The following is a 20,967-nucleotide window of genomic DNA, read 5'->3' on the forward strand; positions in this document are numbered from 1 at the left end:
GGCGGGGTGCGGCGGCAGTAGCATCGTTCTCCCCACCCAAACCGACACCGACAAGGCGGGACCGCCCGATGGCCGACGAGGCTTACCTCTTCCTGCTCCCCGAACGTCACCCGAGCCTCGGCGCGGCCATGGCCGCCGTCGCCCCGCTGGAATGCGACCAGACCCCGGCCGTGCGGGGCTGGATCTCGGCCCACGATGTCGCTCCGTCCTCCGAGCAGTTGCGGATTCTGCCCGCCGGGTCGGAGGTCCTCATCCCCGAGGAGGCCGAGCGGCTGCCGATCCCGCTGACCGCGGAGGAGGAGGTCCGGGTCCAGCAGGAGTGCGCGCCCCAGTCGGTCACCGACATGGAGCGGGAGCTGCTGGAGTTCCGGGACACCAGCCAGGGCTGGGAGACCCTGGTGCACCGGGCGCTGACCGCCGGGGTCCCGGCCCCGCGCATCGCCCGGCTGACCGGGCTCGACCCGCAGGAGATCGGCCGGCTGACCGGCGTGTGACGCGGCTCAGCGGGAGGTGCTGTCCGGCTCGGGACTCGGGCCGGTCAGCTCGGGCTCCAGCCCCTCCGTGACGTGCGTGGGCCGTCGGCCGGTGTCCGACCGCCACGCCTCGAAGGCACGGCTGGTCAGGACGACGACGGCCAGCCCGAGCAGCCACCCGCCCAGCACGTCGCTGAACCAGTGCACGCCGAGTGCGACGCGGGTGAAGCCGACCCCCACCACGGACACCACCGCCACCACCCAGCACGCGATCCGGGCCCGGCGCGGCACCAGGGGGAGCAGGACCAGCAGGAACACCGCGAACGAGGTGGTGGCGGTCATCGCGTGCCCGGAGGGGAACGAGTAGCCCGGCGCGTGCGCCACCGGGTCCACCAGGACCGGCCGTGCCCGTTCGACCAGCGTCTTCACGCCGAGCCCGATCAGGCCCCCGGCCACCGCCGTCGCCGCCGCCCACGCGGCCAGTCGCCGGGCACCGCGCCACAGCAGCCAGCCGGTCAGCAGTGCCACGCCCACCCGCAGGGTGAGCGGGTCCCAGACGTAGTTGGACAGCACGCGCAGGGTGGCCGTCCACGCCGGATGGTCCACGGCGACCTCGTGCAGACCGTTCGCGGCGTCGCGGTCGAGGTCGCGCAGCGGCCGCCAGTGGCCCTCCACCAGGACCAGCAGCAGAGCGAACGGCACGGCGGCGGCCGCGGCGCCCCCGGCCGCCGCCAGCAGCCGGATGCCGAACCGCCGGTCGGTGGCCCGCAGGGTCGTGGTTTTCGTCGGCATCAGACCCCCGGATCGGGTTGGATCGGTTCGGGCCGCCGCCCGCGCGCCGCCTCCAGCTGGGCCGCGAAGGACAGCCCGAGGAACAGGGCGAGCGAGGTCAGGTAGGCCCACAGCAGCAGGGACATGAAGGCGCTCAGCGGACCGTAGACGGTGTCAAAGGAGCCGCTCAGGTCCAGGTACAGGGTGAGTACCCAGGTCAGCGTCATCCACAGCACCAGATACACGGCCGCGCCGAAGGCCAGCCAGGTGTAGCCCGGCTGTTTGCGGCGCGGTGAGCGCCGGAAGATCGCACTGGCGGAGATCAGGGCGAGCAGCAGCCCGAAGGGCCAGCGCACGATGTTCCACACCATCTGTGCGTTCGAGCCGAGCCCGTAGACCGCCCCCGCGGCGGATGCCAGGTCGTCGCCGGCGACCATGACGACGAAGCCCAGGCCGAGCGGGAACCCCGCGCACAGCGCCATGACCAGCCCGCGCGAGTACTTGAGGTGGAAGGGCCGGTCGCGTTCGTTGCCGTAGATGCGGTTGGCGCCGCGCTCTATCTGGCACATCGCCGTGGTGACGTTCACGATCGAGAAGATCGCGCCGAACCAGAGGGCGACCTCGGCGCCGTCGCCCGCCTTGCGGCGGCTGCGGTCGAGCGCGTCGTCGACCACCTCGGCGCTGGGTCCCTCGGCGATGCGGTGGATGGTCAGCTCCGCCATCCGGCCGATGTCCTCGGTGTGCAGGCTGGTGGAGAGGCCGACGAAGGCCAGGGCCAGCGGGATCACCGAGAGCACGGTCTGCAGCGCGAGCGCGCGGGAGTGGCTGAAGCCGTCGGCGTACCGGAAGCGGAGGAACGCGTCGCGCAGCAGGGACCAGCCGCCATAGCGGCGCAGGGTCACCCACGCCTCGTCGGCGGAGAGTTCGTCCCCGCTCATGTCCCGCGTCTCCGGGACCTTGGTGGCGCTGCCCATGTCAGCCCTCCCGGTTGGGGACCAGCACGGTCAGCGCGCCCGGCACGACCTCCACGGAGAGCCGGAGCCCGGTGCCGACCGGGTCGCCGTCGATCTCGCGGGGCTCCGGGGCGTCGAAGGTGAACTCGGCCCGCCGGAAGGTACGGAACTCCGGCTGCCCCTCTTCCTCCTCGCCGTCCCGCTTCCGGTGCAGCAGCAGCGCGCTCACCGTGCGCAGCCAGCCGCCGGGGCCCCGCGGGTCGAGGATCAGCAGGTCCAGCACCCCGTCGTCGGGACGGGCGTCCGGGATCAGCCGCAGACCGCCCTGGAGGGCGCCGGTGTTGCCGACGAGCACCATGCGGGCGGTACGGCGCAGCGGCTGGCCGCCGTCCAGGCGGACGCTCAGGCCCATCCGGGGCCCGCGCATCGCCTTCGGGGCGGCCAGGACGTACGCGGGCCAGCCCAGCAGCGCCTTGGCGCGGTCGTGCTCCTCCGCGTACTTCATCATCGCGGCGTCCAGGCCGACGCCGGACATCACGGCGAAGTGGGTGGCGGGGAGGCCGTCGCCCTCGATCCGGGCGAGGTCGATGACGCGGGGCGCACCGCCGAGGGCCGCGTCGAGCGCCTCGGCCGGGGTGAGCGGGAGGCCGAGGTTGCGGGCGAGCAGATTGCCGGTGCCGAAGGGCACGACGGCGAGCGGGACCCCGCTGCCGGCCAGCTGGTCGGCGGCCGCGCGTACCGTGCCGTCGCCGCCGCAGACCACGACCAGCGCGGCACCCTCGTCCAGCGCCCGGGCGGTCTGGCCGCCGCCGGGGTCGGCGGCCGTCGTCTCGATGAACACCGGTTCCCGGTGGCCGTGCTGGGCGAGGACCCGGCGCAGCTCGTCCCGCGCGCTCTCGTCGACCGTGGTGGGGTTGACGACCACCGCGACCCGGCCCGGCAGCCGCTCGGCGCGGGCGGCCTCCGGGACCTCGGGCAGCGCGGCGGGCGCCGACACGCGGCCGTCGCGGAGCAGGGCGTGCCCGACGATCAGCAGGGACAGCGCGCCGTTGATCATGCCGCCCGCCACGTCGGTCGGGTGGTGCATGCCCCGGTACAGACGGCAGACGCCCACCACGACCGGCAGCAGGAACAGCAGCGCGGCCAGCACGCGCCGCCAGGGGCTCCGCACGCGGGACAGCACCAGGACCGCGAGACCGCCGTAGATCGCGGTGGCCGCACCGGTGTGGCCGGAGGTGTAGCTGGAGGTCGGCAGGGAGCCGTCGAGCCGGTGCACATGGGGGCGCTGGCGGTCCACCGCGATGGTGATGACCAGGAACACCAGCGACTGGAGCGCGACCCCGAGCGCCAGGAACGACACCTGACGCCACATCGGCAGCCTGGGTATGAAGATCATCGCCAGGCAGGCCGCCAGCGTCACCCCGATCACGGTGCCCGTGTTGCCCAGCTCGGACCCGATCGAGGAGAGCGTGGTCAGGGTGGAGGTACGCAGCCGCTCCAGGCCCCGGTTGACGCCGTCCTCGGCCGTCATCGGCCACACGTGCCGGGCGGGGCCGGTGATCAGGAAGCCGATGCCGATCATCAGGACGGCCTGGCACACCGCCAGCGCCCCGATGGAGGCCGCCGCCCGCGTCGTACCGCGCGGCAGCTCGCGGGGGCGTCCGGTGGGGGCCGTCCTGGTGGAGCGGGGCGCGTCCCCGGGCAGGCCCGTTGATCTCTCCGGTACGGCGGTCGGCATCGGTGCAACTCCTCGGCTCGGTCGGCTGGTCGGGCCGGACCGCGCGGGCCCGACCAACGGGCTAATGCCCCCTCAACGGCCGAGCAGACGGCACGGGCCAAGAGGAAGGGGCGGCCCCCGCGCGGGACCGCCCCTCCACTTCTCGATCCGGAGCCGTCAGGCCAGCAGTTCCACCTCCGCCAGCGTCGACTCCCCGTCCAGCACCAGCCGGTACTTGGTGTACGAGCCCGGCGCACTCACGCTGAACGCCCGTGTCTGGCGGTCCCAGGCGAAGGATTCACCGGAGCGCTTGTCCAGCGTCCGCCAGGTCGTGCCGTCCGTGGAGCCCTGCAGCGTCCAGCCGGTGGGCGCCCTCGTACGGTCCGCCGACGAGGTCAGCGTGTACTGGACCGCCCTGGTCGCGTCACCCGTCGGCAGGTCCACCGAGGTGACCGCCGCGCTCGTGGCCGAGGTGTTGTCGAACAGCGCGCCGTCGCCCTTCAGCACGTCCGCGCGCGGGGTCGGCACCTTGTCGTCCTCGGTGACCGACACCGGGGCGGCGTCCTTGCCCGAACCCCACGACGAGGGCCGCGGCCCCATCGAGAAGTCCAGCACCCCGCCCTTGGACAGCAGCGAGTGGGGGAGCGAAGTGGAGTTCCAGGAGCGGCCGTTGAAGCGGACACCCTGGATGTACACATTGCGGTCGCTGTTGTCCGGGGCCTTGATCACCAGGTCCCGGCCGTTCTCCAGGTGGACGGTGGCCTTCTTGAACTGCGGTGAGCCGATGGCGTACTCCCCGCTGCCCATGACCAGCGGGTAGAAGCCGAGCGAGGAGAAGAGGTACCAGGCCGACTGCTCGCCGTTGTCCTCGTCGCCGTGGTAGCCCTGTCCGATCTCGCTGCCCGTGTACAGGCGGGAGAGCACCTCGCGCACGTTCTTCTGCGCCTTCCAGGGCTCGCCGGCCGCGTCGTACATGTAGTTGACGTGGTGGGCGACCTGGTTGGAGTGGCCGTACTGGCCCATCCGGACGTCCCGCGCCTCGGTCATCTCGTGGATGACACCGCCGTAGGAGCCGGTGAACTCCGGGGAGGCGGTCTCCGGGGTGGCGAAGTATTCGTCCAGCTTGTCGCCGAGGGCCTTGCGGCCGCCGTACAGGTTCGCCAGGCCTCGGCTGTCCTGCGGGGCGGTGAAGGCGTAGCCCCAGCCGTCGGTCTCCGTGTAGTCGTAACCCCACACGCGCGGGTCGTACTTGGCGGAGTCCACGCGCCAGTCGCCCTTGGCCGTCCGGCCCTGGAAGAAGCCGGCCTTCGCGTCGAAGAGGTTCACATAGTCGCGGGCCCGGTTGAGGAAGTACGCCGACTCCTCCTTGTACCGCTTCTCGCCGGTCTTCTTATAGAGGGCCTCGCCCATCTTGGCGATGCCGTAGTCGTTGACATAGCCCTCCATGGCCCAGGAGAAGCCCTCGTGGGTGTCGGTGCTGGTGTACCCGAGGAAGGGCGAGGTGGCCATGCCCTTGCGGCCGACGCCCGAACTCGGCGGCACCACCGTCGCGTTCTTCACCGCCGCGTCGTACGCCGCCTTCGCGTCGAACTTCACGCCCTTGACGTAGGCGTCCGCGAACGCGACGTCCGAGGAGGTGCCGGTCATCAGGTCGGCGTAGCCGGGGGAGGACCAGCGGGAGGTCCAGCCGCCGTCCTTGTACTGCTGCACGAACCCGTCGACCATCTCGCCCGCCTGGGAGGGCGTCAGGAACGAGTAGGCGGGCCAGGTGGTGCGGTACGTGTCCCAGAAGCCGTTGTTGACGTACACCTTGCCGTCCACGATCTTGGCGCCGGTGTGCGTCGGGGTGTCCGGGCCGGGCATCGCGGAGAACGGCGAGGCGTACTGGTCCTTCCCGCCGACCTTCTCGAAGCCCGAGTTCGGGTAGAGGTACAGCCGGTACATGCTGGAGTAGAGCGTGGTGAGCTGCTCCGGGGTGGCGCCCTCCACCTCGACCCTGCCGAGGATCTCGTCCCAGGCCCGCTGGGCGCGCGTCTTGACGGTGTCGAAGGAGGTGCCGTCCGGGATCTCCTGGCGCAGGTTGTCCTTCGCCTGGTCCAGGCTGATCAGCGAGGTCGCCAGGCGCAGGGTCACCGTACGGTCGGCGCCCGCGGCGAACCGCAGATAGCCCTTGACCCCACTGGAGGAGCCCTCGGTGACCGGCTTGTCGAAGGTGCCGTAGACGAACAGCCGGGTCGCACCCGTGGACAGCCCCGACTTCACGTCGGAGTAGCCGGTGACGATCCCGTGCTCCTTGTCCAGCGTCAGCCCCGCCTGCTCGGTGACGTTGTCGAACAGCACGCTCGCGTCGTCGCCGGGGTAGCTGAAGCGCAGCACGGCCGCGTGGTCGGTCGGGGTCATCTCGGCCTTGAGACCGTTCTCGAACCTGACCCCGTAGTAGTACGGCCGGGCCGTCTCGTTCTCGTGCCGGAAGGCCAGCTCACGGGCCTCGCGGCCGGTGTCCGGGGTGCCCTTCGCGGCCGACGGCATCAACTGGAAGGTCTGCCGGTCACCCATCCACGGGCTCGGCTCATGGCTGGCGCTGAACGCCTGGACGGTCGGCAGGTTGTCCTCGTTGTTGGCCCGCGCGTACTCGTACAGCCAGCTCAGCGAGGACGCGTTGGTCACCGGGGTCCAGAAGTTGAACCCGTGCGGCATCGCGGCGGCCGGGAAGTTGTTGCCGCGCGAGAAGCTGCCGCTGGAGTTGGTGCCGCGCGTGGTCAGCGCGTAGTCCGACAGATGCGCCTTGGGCCGCTCGGGGGCCACCCGCCTCAGCGCCACGTCGTCGACCCAGCCCCGGAACTTCGCCGGGCCCTTGGGGGAGTCGTACGCCACCAGGACGCGGTCGACGGTCTTGCCCCCGGCCACCGCGCCGATCCGGGACGCCACGTCGTTCCACTGGTTGACGTACAGCACCTTGGCGTCGCCCTGGCCGCGCGGGGTCAGCGGGAACCCGTGCTGGTCCCTCGCGCCGAGCTGGCTGAGGTAGGTGCCGTCGGTGAAGGCCAGGTCCACGCTGACGTTGGTGGCGTCGTAGTCCCGGTCGCCGTCGGCCATCGACGGGAAGAGGCGGTACGACAGCCGGGTGTCGCTGGCCACCTTCACATCGACGTCGAAGACCTTGTTGTACGAGTAGCCCCGGCCGTCGGCGGTGTGGCGTCCCGCGTAGCGCAGGGCGTGGGTGCCGGTGAAGCCCGCCCGCGCCTTGGCGGTGGGGGAGCCGCTGGGGCCCTTGTCGACGAGGCTCAGCATGTCCTGCGGCGCGGGACCGTCACCGCCGCCGGTGGAGAACTGCACGTCGGCCAACTGGAGTGCGTCCGACGCACCGTTGTTCCTCGTCACCTCCAGCCGGAAGTGCTGGTACTCGGCCGGTGTGGTGAGCTGGTAGGACTTGGTCCCGAACCGGTCCGGGAAGGTCTCGCCGGTACGGGTGTCGAGGGTCTTCCAGTCCTTGCCGTCAGCCGAGCCCTGCAGCCGCCAGTCCTTCGGGTCGCGCTCGTCGTGGTCGTTGGCCGCGGTGAGCGCGTAGGCGGCGAGCTCGACCGGCTGGTCCAGGTCGAACTCCACCCAGCCGGTGGGTGCGAACGTCAGCCATTTGCTACCGGGATCGACGTCGGTGAGGTTCTCCTTCACCTCGCCCGCGCCGGTGTTCTCCCCGCTCGCCCGCAGATCGGTGACGTGGTCGGTGACATTGCCCGGAATGCCGGTGGTGTAACCGCCGTCCACGCCCGAGGAGCGCTTGGCGCCGCCCGGACCGGTCTCGACGGTGTTCAGCCAGTCCGGTGCCGGGTCGCCGGATTCGAACGAGGACGCGAACTCCGTGGCGGCGGCGGGGGCCCTGGCCGGCACGGCGACCGCCGCCCCCTGGGCGCCGACGCCCATGACAAAGGCGGTCGTGAGGACGACCGCCGGAGTCCATCTGTGCCGAGATCTCCGCTGCATCTACGGATTCCCCTCCCGCGCTTACTTCGGACAACGTTGTCAGCTTGCTGCGCAGGAACCAGTAGGTGGTCAAGTGGCCGATGATGTCAAGGGTGTTGGCTGCGGCATTCAGGGGGCTATATCGGTAATTCATCCGGCAGGGTGTGCGGAGCCCGGCGATATTTCCACCAGGTCTCAACTCGGAAAAGACCGACGGCCGACCTTGCATTCGATCTTGCCCCATTGGCGGGAAGTGGACTATACCTGTCGGCGTTTCCTGCACGAGCCAGCACAACCCGACCGCGGTGCCGGGGGGAGATCCGGTTCACCGCCTGAGTCCTGGAGAAGGCGAGGACTTGAGCATGGGTTCCACCGGACAGCATGGCAGCGAGGGCGTCGGCCGTCGTGATCTGATCAAGCGCACCGCGGCGCTCGGCCTGGTGGCCGCCCCCGGAATGGGGCTGCTGTCGGCCTGCGCGAGCAGTGGCGGCGACGGGCAGGACAAGGCGAAGGCGGGCAAGAAGACCGAGAAGAACCCGCTGGGCGTCAACGACACGGCCAAGCTGGACTTCGTCCTCTTCGACGGCGGCTTCGGCAAGGAGTACGCCGAGGACGCGGTGAAGCTGTACGAGAAGGCCTTCCCCAAGGCCCAGGTGAAGTTCTCCGCCACCCAGAAGATCCAGTCCACCCTCCAGCCCCGCTTCAACCAGGGCAACCCGCCGGACCTGATCGACAACTCCGGCGCCGAGCAGATGGACATGGGCGTCCTGGTCGGCAAGAAGCAGCTCGCCGACCTCACCCCGCTGCTGGACGCGCCGTCCTACGACGACCCGTCCAAGAAGGTCCGCGACACCCTGCGCCCGGGCATCGTGGAGATGGGCCAGTTCGACGGCGACCCGGTGTGGATCCTGAACTACGCCTACACCGTGTACGGCGTCTGGTACTCGCAGAAGGCGCTGGACGGGCTGGACGAGAAGTACCCAGAGACCTGGGACGACATGCTCAAGGTCTGCGCCAAGGCCAAGAAGAAGGGCATCGCCGGCTGGACCTACGCGGGCAAGTACCCGTACTACCTGCCCTTCTCGCTCTACCCGATGATCGCCAAGGTCGGCGGCCGCGAGGTGCTGGACGCGATCGACAACCTGGAGCCCAACGCCTGGAAGCACCCGGCCGTCAAGGCGTGTTTCGAGGCGTACTACGAGCTGTTCCAGAAGGGCTACATCCTGCGCGGCACGCCAGGGCTGGACCACATCCAGTCGCAGACCGCCTGGGCCAAGGGCAAGGCGCTGTTCATACCGAACGGCTCCTGGGTGGAGAACGAGTCGGCCAACGTCATCCCGGCCGACTTCGACCTGGCCGTCTCGGCCCCCTCCGGGCTGGACGGCTCCGACAAGCTGCCCTTCGGCACCATCTGGGCCTCCGGCGGCGAACCCTTCGTCGTCCCGGCCAAGGCGGCCAACCCCGAGGGCGGCATGGAGCAACTGCGCGTCATGCTCTCCGAGGCGTCCTCGCGGAACTTCACCTCCAAGGTGAAGTCGCTCTCCGCGCTCAACGGCGGCATCGACGGCATCGAGCTGACCCCCGGTCTGAAGGCGGGCGTGGCGGCGCTGGACAAGGCCGGGGACAACGTGGTGAACCCCCGCATCCCGGACTGGTACGTCCAGTTGGAGAAGGAGAAGATCGGGGTCGGTGGTCTGGGCGAGATGATGGCCGGCCGGCTCACCCCGGCCGAGACGGTCAAGAAGATCCAGGGCTTCGCCGACGAGGCCGCCAAGGACACCTCCATCAAGCACTACAAGCACAGGTAACACCCCCTCACGGGTTCGTCACCAGCGGCAGCACGTGTCCCAGGAACGGGGTCGTCCGGCAATGCAGCACGGCAAGTACGGGTTCATCACGGGGTTCCTCGCGGCCCCGCTCGGGCTCTACGCACTCTTTGTGATCTGGCCGTTCATCCAGTCCATCTACTACTCGTTCACGGACTGGACCGGCCTGAGCCCCGAATTCAGCATGGTCGGTGTCGACAACTACACCCGGATGCTGCACGACGACATCTTCTGGAAGTCGTTGACGCACAGCCTGATCTTCGCCCTGCTGCTGCCGCTGGTGACGCTCGGCATGGCCCTGTTCTTCGCTTTCATGATCAATGTGGGCGGCCGGCACCGAAAGGGCGGTCCGGTGGTCACCGGAGTGCGCGGTTCCGGCTTCTACAAGATCGTCTATTTCTTTCCGCAGGTGCTCTCGATCGCCATCGTGGCCCTGCTGTTCGCCTTCGCCTACAACCCGGACAGCGGCGCGATCAACTCGTTCCTGCGCGGTATCGGCCTGGACTCCCTCCAGCCGCTCTGGCTCGGTGATCCGGACCTCGCGCTGTGGTGCGTGATGGCGGTGCTCGTCTGGTCCACCACCGGCTTCTTCGTGGTGCTGTTCAGCGCCGGCATGGCCTCCATCCCGGCCGAGCTGTACGAGGCGGCGCTGCTGGACGGGGCCGGCCGTGCGACCACGTTCTTCCGGGTCACCCTGCCGCTGCTGTGGGACACCGTGCAGTCCGGCTGGGTCTACATGGGCATCCTCGCGCTCGGCGCCGAGTCGTTCGCGGTCGTGCAGATCATGACGACCGGTCCGGGCGGCCCCGACTACTCGACCACGGTGCTGGTCCTGTACGTGTACCAGAAGGCGTTCCGGGACGGTCAGGCCGCCTACGCCACCACCATCGGCGTCGCCCTGCTGGTCGTCACCCTCGCGTTCGCCGCGATCGTGATGCGGCTGGGCCGCCGCGAGCGGCTGGAGTACTGAGCCCCATGACAACCACCGACGCTCCCGTCCCGCCTCCCGCGCCCGTCGTGAAGACGGACGCGGTCCCGCCCCGCCCCGGCGCCCGCCGACGCTCCGAGGGCTCCGTCCTCAACGTCTTCTCGCACGGCGTGCTGGTGATCTGGGCGGTCATGGTCGTCCTGCCGCTGCTGTGGGCGGTGATGACCTCGTTCAAGGACGACAGCTCCATCTTCGGTTCGCCCTGGGCACTGCCGGACAAGCTGCACTTCGACAACTGGTCCCGCGCCTGGACCCAGGCCAACATGAGCGACTACTTCCTCAACACCGTTCTGGTGGTGGGGGGTTCGCTGATCGGCACCCTGGTGCTCGGTTCGATGGCGGCCTATGTCCTGGCCCGCTTCGACTTCCCGGGCAACCGCTTCATCTACTACCTGTTCGTCGGCGGCATGAGCTTCCCGATCATGCTCGCACTGGTCCCGTTGTTCTACGTCGTGAACAACATGGGGCTGCTGAACACGATCCATGGACTGATCCTGGTCTACATCGCCTACTCACTGCCGTTCACGGTCTTCTTCCTGACCGCTTTCTTCCGCACCCTGCCCACTTCGGTGGCCGAAGCGGCCTTCGTGGACGGTGCCTCGCACAGCCGGACCTTCTTCCAGATCATGCTGCCCATGGCCAGGCCCGGCCTGATCAGCGTGGGCATCTTCAACTTCCTCGGCCAGTGGAACCAGTACATGCTGCCCACGGTGCTGAACACCGACCCGGACAAGAAGGTGCTCACCCAGGGACTCGTCCAACTCGCCGTCAGCCAGGGCTACAAGGGCGACTGGTCCGGCCTCTTCGCGGGGCTGGTGATGGCGATGCTGCCGGTGCTGGCGGCGTACATCATCTTCCAGCGGCAGGTGGTCGCGGGGCTGACGGCGGGAGCGCTGAAGTAACCGCGCCCCTCCCGCACGGCCCCGACCGGCCCCGGTGCGCCCCACCGGGGCCGGCGCACGTCCGGACATCGGCGGTCACTTTGCGATCGTTACCGGTCACCCCGCGCGACCCTCACCGTCAGCGCATGAAGCCACTCCTGGTCACAGCCTCGTCACGCGGTGAAACTCACTCGGAGGAAGGACGCCGGATCACGGCGGGAGGCGGCGATTTCCGTCAAGGACTTGACTGCGGTTACCCCTTCAGCGGAGCTTGGAGTTCATAACTTGTAAGTGGCCCGGTTCCGCAGATGTGACCTGGGCCACGGGCGGCGATGGGGCCGCCCGCCGATGTCGGGAGTGGATGGGTCGATGGAGACTCCGGGGTCGCAGTCGTCGCTGCACCGAGCCAACCTGGAACGAGTCGTACGGGCGGTGCGGCTGGCCGGGTCGCTCACGCAGGCGGAGATCGCCCGTACGACCGGCCTGTCCGCCGCGACGGTCTCCAATATCGTGCGCGAGCTGAAGGACGGCGGGACCGTCGAGGTCACGCCCACCTCGGCGGGCGGCCGCCGGGCCCGCAGCGTCTCGCTCAGCGGGGACGCCGGGATAGTGGTCGGCGTCGACTTCGGCCACACCCACCTGCGCGTGGCCATCGGCAATCTGGCCCACCAGGTGCTCGCCGAGGAGTCCGAGCCGCTGGACGTGGACGCCTCCTCCACGCAGGGCTTCGACCGCGCCGAGGAGCTGATCGACCGGCTGATCGCCGCCACCGGCGTGGACCGGGGCAAGGTGGCCGGGGTCGGCCTCGGCGTACCGGGACCCATCGACGTGGAGTCGGGCACCCTGGGCTCCACCTCGATCCTGCCCGGCTGGGGCGGCACCCGGCCCGCCGAGGAGCTGCGCGAACGGCTCGGCGTGCCCGTGCACGTGGACAACGACGCCAACCTGGGCGCCCTCGGCGAGCTGGTCTGGGGCAGCGGCAAGGGCGTCCGCGACCTCGCCTACATCAAGGTGGCCAGCGGGGTCGGGGCCGGCCTGGTGATCAACGGGCAGATCTACCGGGGGCCCGGCGGGACGGCCGGGGAGATCGGGCACATCACCCTCGACGAGGGGGGCCCGGTGTGCCGCTGCGGCAACCGCGGCTGCCTGGAGACCTTCACCGCCGCGCGCTACGTCCTGCCGCTGCTCCAGCCGAGCCACGGCAGCGCCCTGACCATGGAGGGCGTGGTCCGGCTGGCCCGGGACGGGGACCCCGGCTGCCGTCGCGTCATCGCCGACGTGGGCCGGCACATCGGCAGCGGTGTGGCCAACCTGTGCAACCTGCTGAACCCCAGCCGGGTGGTCCTGGGCGGCGATCTCGCCGAGGCGGGGGAGCTGGTGCTGGCCCCCATCCGGGAGTCCGTGGGACGCTATGCGATCCCCAGCGCGGGACGTCAACTGTCCGTGCTTCCAGGGGCACTTGGGGGCCGCGCCGAGGTGCTCGGGGCGCTCGCCCTGGCGCTGAGTGAAATGGGCGATTCGACCCTGCTCGACGGTTCTGCCACGGCCTCGCTGCCCGTGGTCGCTCCTGCCTTCACTTAGATAACGGATGGCACCGTTGCCATCTCGTTAAGGATTTACTTCTTGACGCCGAACGCGTGGCCGAGTTGACTTCCAGCCACCTCGGCCGCAACGACGCGGCCTCGTCAGGGAGGTTTCTGAAGTGAACACGCGTATGCGTCGTGCGGCCTTCGCCGTTGCTGCTGGTGCCATGGCCGTCTCGCTGGCCGCCTGCGGCAGTGCCAAGGAGTCCGGTGGCGGTGCCAGCAAGTCCACGGACAGCAAGAAGAAGGGCGACGCGATCACGGTCGGCCTGCTCCTGCCGGAGAACCAGACCGCGCGTTACGAGAAGTTCGACCGTCCGCTCATCGAGAAGAAGGTCTCGGAGCTGACGAACGGCAAGGGCAAGGTCGTCTACGCCAACGCCAAGCAGGACGCGACCCAGCAGAACCAGCAGGTCGACACCATGATCACCAACAAGGTGGACGTCCTGATCATCGACGCGGTGGACGCCGCTGCGATCAAGAACTCGGTGCAGAAGGCCAAGGACGCCGGTATCCCCGTCGTCGCCTACGACCGCCTGGCGCAGGGCCCGATCGACGCCTACACCTCGTTCGACAACGAGACCGTCGGCAAGACGCAGGGCGAGGCCCTCCTGAAGGCCCTGGGCTCCAAGGCCAAGTCCGGCAAGATCGTCATGATGAACGGCTCCTCCACGGACCCGAACGCCGCTCAGTTCCGCAAGGGCGCGCACGACGTCCTCGACGGCAAGGTGAACGTCGGCAAGGAGTACGACACCAAGGAGTGGAAGCCGGAGAACGCCAACTCCAACATGGAGGGCGCCATTTCGGCCCTGGGCAAGAAGAACATCATTGGCGTCTACTCCGCCAACGACGGCATGGCCGGCGGTATCATCACCGCCCTCAAGTCCGCGGGCATCGCCGACATCCCGGTCACCGGCCAGGACGCCGAGCTCGCCGGTGTGCAGCGCATCGTCTCCGGTGCCCAGTACATGAGCGTCTACAAGCCGTACGCCCCGGAGGCCGCCGCCGCCGCGGAGATGGCTGTCAACCTGGCGCAGGGCAAGTCGCTGGACTCCGTCGCCAAGGACAAGGTCGACAGCCCCACCACGAAGGCCGTCCCGTCGATCCTGGTCGCCGTCACCTCGCTGACCAAGGACAACATCAAGGACACCGTCATCAAGGACGGCGTCTACACGGTGGCCGACATCTGCACCGCCCAGTACAAGGCCGCCTGCGCCAAGGCCGGCCTGAAGTAACCGACGGGTCCCTTCTTCCCCCCGCCGGCCGGATTCCGGCCGGCGGGACGGTGAGGCCCGCTCAAGGCTCCTCCGGCGCCCCGCGCATACACACAGCCCCGCAAGCTCGGCGCGGGGCGCCGGACGGAATTCCCCCAAACTTCTGCACAACCTCCCGCCGGGTCAGGCGGCGAAGGAGATGGTTCACGTGTCCGCTACGCCCGTGCTGGCGTTGCGCGGAGTCTCCAAGCGATTCGGTGCCGTCCAGGCGCTCACCGATGTCACGCTGGAGGTCCACGCCGGTGAGGTGGTCGCCCTGGTGGGCGACAACGGTGCCGGAAAGTCCACGCTGGTCAAGACGATCGCCGGCGTGCACCCCATCGATGAGGGTGTCATCGAATGGGACGGCAAGACCGTCCAGGTCAACAAGCCGCACGACGCTCAGAACCTGGGCATCGCGACGGTGTACCAGGACCTCGCGCTGTGCGACAACATCGATGTCGTCGGCAACCTCTACCTGGGCCGGGAGATCCGCCGCGCGGGCGTCCTGGACGAGGTCGAGATGGAGCGGCGCTCGCGTGAGCTGCTGGACCAGCTCTCGATCCGCATCCCCAGCGTCCGTATCCCGATCGCCTCGCTCTCCGGCGGCCAGCGCCAGGTCGTGGCCATCGCCCGGTCCATGCTCGGCGAGCCCAAGCTGGTGATCCTCGACGAGCCGACCGCCGCGCTCGGTGTCGAGCAGACCGCCCAGGTCCTCGACCTGGTCGAGCGGCTGCGGGAGCGCGGCCACGCCGTGATCCTCATCAGCCACAACATGGCCGACGTCAAGGCGGTCGCCGACAAGGTGGCCGTGCTGCGCCTGGGCCGCAACAACGGCGTCTTCGAGGTCAAGTCGACCTCGCAGGAAGAGATCATCTCCGCCATCACCGGCGCCTCGGACAATGCCGTCACCCGTCGTGCGGCGCGCACCAATGGGGAGATCAAGAAGTGAGCATCGAGAAGACCTCCACCCCCGCGGGTGACGCCGCCGCGGTGAACCCGGAGGCCGCCCCCGGCGCCGGTGTCGCCGTCGACCCGCGGCTGCTGGTGCGCGAGCAGGGACTCGCGGGCTACGTGGGCGAGTTCAAGCGCAAGATGAAGGCCGGCGACCTGGGCTCGATGCCCGTCGTGGTCGGACTCATCGTCATCTGGATCATCTTCCAGAGCCTGAACTCCAACTTCCTCACCGCGGGCAACCTCTCCGACATCTCCGTCGCCATGGTCGGCACGGGCATGATCGCCGTCGGTATCGTGTTCGTCCTGCTGCTCGGCGAGATCGACCTCTCGGTCGGCTCCCTCTCCGGTGTCGCGGGTGCGACCTTCGCGGTCCTGAACATCACCAACGGCATGAACGAGGTGCTGGCCTTCGTGCTGGCGATCCTCACGGGCACCGTCGCCGGCGCCATCCAGGGCTTCTTCTTCGCCAAGATCGGTGTGCCGGCCTTCGCCGTCACCCTGGCGGGACTGCTGTTCTGGAACGGCCTGATGCTCAAGATCCTGGGCGACAACGGCACGATCAACCTGAACAGCGACGGTCTGGTCGCCAACCTGACCAGCTACTACTTCTCCGACGTGGCCGCCGCCTACGGCCTGGCCGCCGTGGTGACGGTGCTGTTCTTCGTCAGCTCCTTCCTCGGCAACAAGCGCCGTGACGCCGCCGGGGTGCCGTCGAAGCCGCTGAGCGAGATCGTCCTGCGCACCGTGCTGCTGGGCCTGGTCTCCTTCGCCGTGGCGATCGTCTTCAACCAGTACAAGGGTCTGCCGCTGGCGGTCGTGATCTTCGTCGCGGTCCTCTTCGTCACCGACTTCGTGCTGCGCCGCACGGCCTACGGCCGCAAGGTGTTCGCGCTCGGCGGCAGCGTCGAGGCGTCCCGCCGCGCCGGTATCAACGTGGACCTGGTCCGCATCTCGGTGTTCGCCATCTCCGGCACCTTCGCGGCGCTGGGCGGTCTGTTCATCGCCTCCAAGATCGCCTCCGCCAACCAGGGCGCGGGCGGCGGTGACCTGCTGATGAACGCCATCGCGGCGGCCGTGATCGGCGGCACCTCCCTCTTCGGCGGCCGCGGCCGCACCTGGAACGCGCTCCTCGGTGTGCTGGTCATCGTCTCGATCCAGTACGGCCTGGCCCTCCAGGGCATCCCCTCCCCGGTGCAGTACATGATCACCGGTGGCGTCCTGCTGGCGACCGTCGTCATCGACGCGGTGACCCGCAAGACCCAGAAGTCGGCCGGCCGCGCGTAAGCTCGGCAGGCTTGGCAGGAGCCCGGCGCGATGGAGCGCCGGGCTCCTGTGTTTTCCCTGGTCGCATCCCCGCTCGTGGGGGGTGCGACCGTTCGTATGACCCGTGGGGGGACCCAGGGGGCACCGCCCGGCCATCGGCCGCCGGGGCGGAACATTAGACTCATCAAGCCCGGCAACAGCTCGATCAGCTCATACTTGCAAGGAGGCACGGGTGCCGCTGCTGACCCGCATCACGGGACCGCGCGATCTGGACCGGCTCAGCCTGGAGGAGCTGAACCAGCTTGCTGAGGAGATCCGGACCTTCCTCGTGGAGGCCGTGTCCAAGACAGGCGGTCACCTCGGCCCCAACCTCGGTGTGGTGGAGCTGACCATCGCCCTGCACCGGGTCTTCCACTCGCCCGCCGACAAGGTGCTGTGGGACACCGGCCACCAGTCCTACGTCCACAAGCTCCTCACCGGGCGTCAGGACTTCTCCCGCCTGAAGATGAAGGGCGGCCTCTCCGGCTACCCGGCGCAGAGCGAGTCCGAGCACGACGTCATCGAGAACAGCCACGCCTCCACGGTGCTGGGCTGGGCCGACGGCATCGCCAAGGCCAACGAGCTGAAGAAGTCCGACAACCGCGTGGTCGCGGTCATCGGCGACGGCGCGCTGACCGGCGGCATGGCCTGGGAGGCGCTCAACAACATCGCCGAGGCCAAGGACCGCCCGCTCGTCATCGTCGTCAACGACAACGAGCGCTCCTACGCGCCCACCATCGGCGGCATGGCCAACCACCTGGCCACCCTGCGCACCAGCGACGGCTACGAGCGCTTCCTCGCCCGGACCAAGGACCTGCTGGACCGCACCCCGGTCGTCGGCCGCCCGCTCTACGACACCCTGCACGGCGCCAAGAAGGGCCTGAAGGACTTCATCGCCCCGCAGGGCATGTTCGAGGACCTCGGCCTGAAGTACGTCGGCCCGATCGACGGCCACGACATCGAGGCGCTGGAGTCGGCGCTGGCGCGCGCCAAGCGGTTCGGCGGCCCGGTCATCGTGCACTGCCTCACCGAGAAGGGCCGCGGCTACCAGCCCGCCCTCCAGGACGAGGCCGACCGCTTCCACGCGGTGGGCAAGATCCACCCCGACACCGGCCTGCCCATCGCCTCCTCCGGTGCCGACTGGACCTCCGTCTTCGGCGAGGAGATGGTGAAGCTCGGCGAGGAGCGCGAGGACATCGTCGCGATCACCGCGGCCATGCTCCAGCCGGTCGGCCTGGACAAGTTCGCCAAGCGCTTCCCCGAGCGGGTCTACGACGTCGGCATCGCCGAGCAGCACGGTGCCGTCTCCGCGGCCGGCCTCGCGCACGGCGGGGTGCACCCGGTCTTCGCGGTGTACGCCACCTTCCTCAACCGCGCCTTCGACCAGGTCCTGATGGACGTAGCCCTCCACAAGTGCGGCGTGACCTTCGTCCTGGACCGGGCCGGTGTCACCGGTACCGACGGCGCCTCCCACAACGGCATGTGGGACATGTCGATCCTCCAGGTCGTGCCCGGCCTCAGGCTCGCCGCCCCGCGCGACGCCGACCAGGTCCGCGCCCAGCTGCGCGAGGCCGTCGCCGTCGAGGACGCGCCGACCGTGGTCCGCTTCTCCAAGGGCGCCGTCGGCCCCGCCGTACCGGCCCTGCGCCGGGTGGGCGGCATGGACGTGCTGCGCGAGCCGGGCACCGAGCGCCCGGACGTGCTGCTGGTGTCCGTGGGCGCGCTCGCCCCGATGTGCCTGGAGATCGCCACGCTGCTCGACAAGCAGGGCATCTCCACCACCGTGGTCGACCCCCGCTGGGTCAAGCCGGTGGACGAGGCGATGGCCCCGCTCGCCGAGCGGCACCGGGTCGTCGTCACCGTCGAGGACAACAGCCGCGTCGGGGGTGTCGGCTCCGCGATCGCCCAGGCGCTGCGCGACGCGGGCGTGGACGTGCCGCTGCGCGACTTCGGCATCCCGCCCCGCTTCCTCGACCACGCCTCGCGCGCCGAGGTCATGGCCGAGATCGGACTGACCGCCCCGGACATCGCCCGCCAGGTCACCGGTCTGGTCGCCAAGATCGACGGCCGCTTCGGCCAGGAAACGGACGCCATGGACTCGGTGGAGTCCGCGCGGGAGTAGGGCCTGTCTTCCGGGTCTGGCCGGCTCGGGCCGGCGGTGCCTTTCTGGCCGAGCCGTGCGTGCCAGGGCCCACGACCCCGGCAAGATCCGGAAGACAGGCCCTGACCACCCGAACGCCACATCTCCGGGCCGGTTCTGCTGCCTCCTCAGGTGGCGGAACCGGCCCGGTTGCGTGAACCTGCCATTGCCGGGGCACCCGCACCCCGTCCCTCTCGATCATGTCGAGGACGACAAGCGTGGGAGGTAGGTACGTGAGCACGCTCTTCCGTACGAAGAACGTCGAGCAGTCCATCCGGGACACCGAGGAACCGGAGCACTCGCTCAAGAAGTCCCTCTCCGCCCTCGACCTGACCGTGTTCGGTGTCGGTGTCATCATCGGCACCGGCATCTTCGTGCTGACCGGCCAGGTGGCGAAGAACAACGCGGGTCCGGCGGTGGCCATCTCCTTCGCCGTCGCCGGTGTGGTCTGCGGCCTGGCCGCCCTCTGCTACGCCGAGTTCGCCTCGACGGTTCCGGTGGCGGGGTCGGCGTACACGTTCTCGTACGCCTCGCTCGGTGAACTGCCCGCCTGGACCATCGGATGGGACCTGGTGCTGGAGTTCGCGCTCGGCACGGCGGTGGTGGCGGTCGGCTGGTCCGGGTACATCCGGTCGCTGTTCGACAGCTGGGGCTGGCACCTGCCGGCGTACCTGTCCGGACGGGACGGCGCGAGCGGGTTCGGTTTCGACATCCTGGCGGCGGCCCTGGTGCTGCTGCTCACCTGCGTGCTCGTGGTCGGCATGAAGCTGTCCGCACGGATCACCTCGGCCGTCGTCGCCATCAAGGTGGTCGTCGTCCTCATCGTGATCGTGGCGGGCGCCTTCTTCGTGAACGGCGACAACTACAAGCCGTTCATCCCGCCGGCCCAGCCGCAGGAGGCGGGCGCCAGCCTCAAGGCACCGCTGATCCAGCTCATGTTCGGCTGGGCCCCGGCCAACTTCGGCGTGATGGGCATCTTCACCGCCGCCTCGGTGGTGTTCTTCGCGTTCATCGGCTTCGACATCGTCGCCACGGCCGCCGAGGAGACCCGCAACCCGCAGCGGGACATGCCGCGCGGCATCCTCGGCTCGCTGTTCATCTGCACGGTGCTGTACGTGGCGGTGTCCCTGGTCGTCACCGGTATGCAGAAGTACACCGAGCTGTCGGTGGAGGCGCCGCTCGCGGACGCCTTCAAGGCGCTCGGGCATCCCTGGTTCGCGGGCATCATCAGCTTCGGCGCGGCCGTCGGCCTGACCACGGTGTGCATGATCCTGCTGCTCGGTCAGACGCGGGTGTTCTTCGCCATGAGCCGCGACGGCCTGCTGCCCCGCTTCTTCTCCCGCGTCCACCCGCGCTTCCGCACCCCGCACCGGCCGACCATCCTGCTGGGCGTGCTCATCGCGATCATCGCGGGCTTCACCAGCCTGAGCGAACTGGCCGAACTGGTCAACATCGGCACCCTGTTCGCGTTCATCGTGGTGGCGATCAGCGTGATCATCCTGCGCAAGACCCGCCCCGACCTGCCCCGCGCCTTCCGCACCCCGCTGGTCCCGGTGCTGCCGATCGTCTCGGTGTGCGCCTCGCTGTGGCTGATGCTGAACCTGCCCGCCGAGACCTGGCTGCGGTTCGCCATCTGGATGGCGATCGGCTTCGTCGTCTACTTCCTCTACGGCCGCACGCACAGCCGCCTGGCCCGCGAGGAGCAGCCCGAGGAGACCCCGAAGTCGACCTGAGCCGGACGCCGGTCCGCGCTACGGGGGAACCTCAGCCGAGGGCCGTACGCGGACCGGCGACCTCGGCGCCCAGCGCGCCCACCCGGCGCCGCAGCTCGCGGTCGGCGGTCACCACCAGGCGGTCCCGGTCGGCGGACCCGGCGACCAGCTCCACGATCCAGTCGTCCCCGCTGCCCGGCGCGGACTCCACCCGCACCCCCGGCACCGACTCGACCCCGCGCGCCGCGCCCTCCACCACCAGCACGATCTCCGCCGGGTCGGTCCGCCCCGGCAGCCCGTCACTGGCCAGCCGGTCCCGCAGCCGCTCGGCGGCCCCCTTGCGGTCCTTCCACCAGCCGTCCGGCCGCGAGCCCATCACATTGGCACCGTCCACGATCGCCAGCAGGGGATCGTCCTGACCCGGAACACCCTGTACGTCGCCCATAGGACC

Annotated in this window: 15 protein-coding genes; 10 read left to right on the top strand and 5 right to left on the bottom strand. The window is 69.6% G+C overall.

All coding sequences use genetic code 11. The annotated features are described in order from the left end of the window. Positions 1 to 68 precede the first annotated feature (68 nt). On the top strand, positions 69 to 494 hold the full coding sequence (locus E5082_RS18360; protein WP_135792323.1) for a DUF6003 family protein: 426 nt from the start codon (positions 69 to 71) through the stop codon (positions 492 to 494). Between the two features lie 6 nt (positions 495 to 500). Here the strand turns inward: E5082_RS18360 and E5082_RS18365 are convergent, their stop codons facing one another. From E5082_RS18365 to E5082_RS18380, 4 genes are all read right to left on the bottom strand, one after another. Further along, positions 501 to 1,265 carry a phosphatase PAP2 family protein gene (locus E5082_RS18365; protein ID WP_135792324.1) on the bottom strand — a complete coding sequence of 255 codons (765 nt, stop codon included), beginning with the start codon at positions 1,263 to 1,265 and terminating at the stop codon, positions 501 to 503. Then, on the bottom strand, positions 1,265 to 2,218 hold the full coding sequence (locus E5082_RS18370; RefSeq protein WP_135792325.1) for a YihY/virulence factor BrkB family protein: 954 nt from the start codon (positions 2,216 to 2,218) through the stop codon (positions 1,265 to 1,267). Before E5082_RS18370 ends, E5082_RS18365 begins: the two co-directional genes overlap by 1 nt. A 1-nt stretch (position 2,219) precedes the next feature. Next, entirely contained in the window at positions 2,220 to 3,935 is a 1,716-nt protein-coding gene (locus E5082_RS18375; protein ID WP_135792326.1) for a bifunctional phosphatase PAP2/diacylglycerol kinase family protein, read from the bottom strand. Between the two features lie 156 nt (positions 3,936 to 4,091). After that, positions 4,092 to 7,895, bottom strand: coding sequence for a GH92 family glycosyl hydrolase (locus tag E5082_RS18380; protein ID WP_229918861.1), 3,804 nt, complete (start codon positions 7,893 to 7,895; stop codon positions 4,092 to 4,094). Between the two features lie 341 nt (positions 7,896 to 8,236). Between E5082_RS18380 and ngcE the strand changes: the two genes are divergently transcribed. The 9 genes from ngcE (at position 8,237) to E5082_RS18425 (ending at position 20,537) form a co-directional block, all read left to right on the top strand. Further along, complete coding sequence (ngcE, locus tag E5082_RS18385) at positions 8,237 to 9,682, top strand: N-acetylglucosamine/diacetylchitobiose ABC transporter substrate-binding protein (RefSeq protein ID WP_135792327.1); 1,446 nt, start codon at positions 8,237 to 8,239, stop codon at positions 9,680 to 9,682. Between the two features lie 61 nt (positions 9,683 to 9,743). Then, complete coding sequence (locus tag E5082_RS18390; RefSeq protein WP_135792328.1) at positions 9,744 to 10,670, top strand: carbohydrate ABC transporter permease; 927 nt, start codon at positions 9,744 to 9,746, stop codon at positions 10,668 to 10,670. 5 nt (positions 10,671 to 10,675) lie between these two features. Continuing rightward, positions 10,676 to 11,590 carry a carbohydrate ABC transporter permease gene (locus tag E5082_RS18395; protein WP_135792329.1) on the top strand — a complete coding sequence of 305 codons (915 nt, stop codon included), beginning with the start codon at positions 10,676 to 10,678 and terminating at the stop codon, positions 11,588 to 11,590. Between the two features lie 348 nt (positions 11,591 to 11,938). After that, positions 11,939 to 13,150, top strand: coding sequence for an ROK family transcriptional regulator (locus E5082_RS18400; protein WP_030802751.1), 1,212 nt, complete (start codon positions 11,939 to 11,941; stop codon positions 13,148 to 13,150). Between the two features lie 133 nt (positions 13,151 to 13,283). After that, entirely contained in the window at positions 13,284 to 14,387 is a 1,104-nt protein-coding gene (locus tag E5082_RS18405; RefSeq protein ID WP_135792517.1) for a substrate-binding domain-containing protein, read from the top strand. 178 nt (positions 14,388 to 14,565) lie between these two features. Next, the gene (locus tag E5082_RS18410; RefSeq protein WP_161149124.1) at positions 14,566 to 15,357 is read left to right on the top strand and encodes an ATP-binding cassette domain-containing protein; all 792 of its coding nucleotides are present in this window, start codon (positions 14,566 to 14,568) and stop codon (positions 15,355 to 15,357) included. After that, a complete protein-coding gene (locus E5082_RS18415; RefSeq protein ID WP_086693256.1) occupies positions 15,354 to 16,646 on the top strand; it encodes a sugar ABC transporter permease in 1,293 nt (430 codons plus the stop codon). The genes E5082_RS18410 and E5082_RS18415 overlap by 4 nt, the downstream gene beginning before the upstream one ends. A gap of 211 nt (positions 16,647 to 16,857) precedes the next feature. After that, positions 16,858 to 18,786: a 1-deoxy-D-xylulose-5-phosphate synthase gene (dxs, locus tag E5082_RS18420; protein ID WP_135792330.1), complete on the top strand. Its 1,929-nt coding sequence runs from the start codon at positions 16,858 to 16,860 to the stop codon at positions 18,784 to 18,786. Between the two features lie 251 nt (positions 18,787 to 19,037). After that, positions 19,038 to 20,537 carry an amino acid permease gene (locus E5082_RS18425; protein ID WP_229918860.1) on the top strand — a complete coding sequence of 500 codons (1,500 nt, stop codon included), beginning with the start codon at positions 19,038 to 19,040 and terminating at the stop codon, positions 20,535 to 20,537. 31 nt (positions 20,538 to 20,568) lie between these two features. Here the strand turns inward: E5082_RS18425 and E5082_RS18430 are convergent, their stop codons facing one another. Next, the gene (locus E5082_RS18430) at positions 20,569 to 20,961 is read right to left on the bottom strand and encodes an NYN domain-containing protein (RefSeq protein ID WP_135792332.1); all 393 of its coding nucleotides are present in this window, start codon (positions 20,959 to 20,961) and stop codon (positions 20,569 to 20,571) included. Positions 20,962 to 20,967 lie beyond the last annotated feature (6 nt).

Origin of the sequence: Streptomyces griseoluteus, assembly GCF_004784465.1 — a bacterium.
Classification (GTDB): Bacteria; Actinomycetota; Actinomycetes; order Streptomycetales; family Streptomycetaceae; genus Streptomyces; species Streptomyces griseoluteus.

Excerpts from the sequence above, each read along its gene's own strand:
- E5082_RS18400 (WP_030802751.1), top strand. The coding sequence starts at position 11,939 with ATGGAGACTCCGGGGTCGCAGTCGTCGCTGCACCGAGCCAACCTGGAA.
- E5082_RS18410 (WP_161149124.1), top strand. The coding sequence starts at position 14,566 with ATGGTTCACGTGTCCGCTACGCCCGTGCTGGCGTTGCGCGGAGTCTCC.
- E5082_RS18370 (WP_135792325.1), bottom strand. The coding sequence starts at position 2,218 with ATGGGCAGCGCCACCAAGGTCCCGGAGACGCGGGACATGAGCGGGGAC.
- E5082_RS18375 (WP_135792326.1), bottom strand. The coding sequence starts at position 3,935 with ATGCCGACCGCCGTACCGGAGAGATCAACGGGCCTGCCCGGGGACGCG.
- E5082_RS18395 (WP_135792329.1), top strand. The coding sequence starts at position 10,676 with ATGACAACCACCGACGCTCCCGTCCCGCCTCCCGCGCCCGTCGTGAAG.
- E5082_RS18390 (WP_135792328.1), top strand. The coding sequence starts at position 9,744 with ATGCAGCACGGCAAGTACGGGTTCATCACGGGGTTCCTCGCGGCCCCG.
- E5082_RS18360 (WP_135792323.1), top strand. The coding sequence starts at position 69 with ATGGCCGACGAGGCTTACCTCTTCCTGCTCCCCGAACGTCACCCGAGC.
- E5082_RS18430 (WP_135792332.1), bottom strand. The coding sequence starts at position 20,961 with ATGGGCGACGTACAGGGTGTTCCGGGTCAGGACGATCCCCTGCTGGCG.
- E5082_RS18365 (WP_135792324.1), bottom strand. The coding sequence starts at position 1,265 with ATGCCGACGAAAACCACGACCCTGCGGGCCACCGACCGGCGGTTCGGC.
- E5082_RS18380 (WP_229918861.1), bottom strand. The coding sequence starts at position 7,895 with ATGCAGCGGAGATCTCGGCACAGATGGACTCCGGCGGTCGTCCTCACG.
- E5082_RS18405 (WP_135792517.1), top strand. The coding sequence starts at position 13,284 with ATGCGTCGTGCGGCCTTCGCCGTTGCTGCTGGTGCCATGGCCGTCTCG.
- ngcE (WP_135792327.1), top strand. The coding sequence starts at position 8,237 with ATGGGTTCCACCGGACAGCATGGCAGCGAGGGCGTCGGCCGTCGTGAT.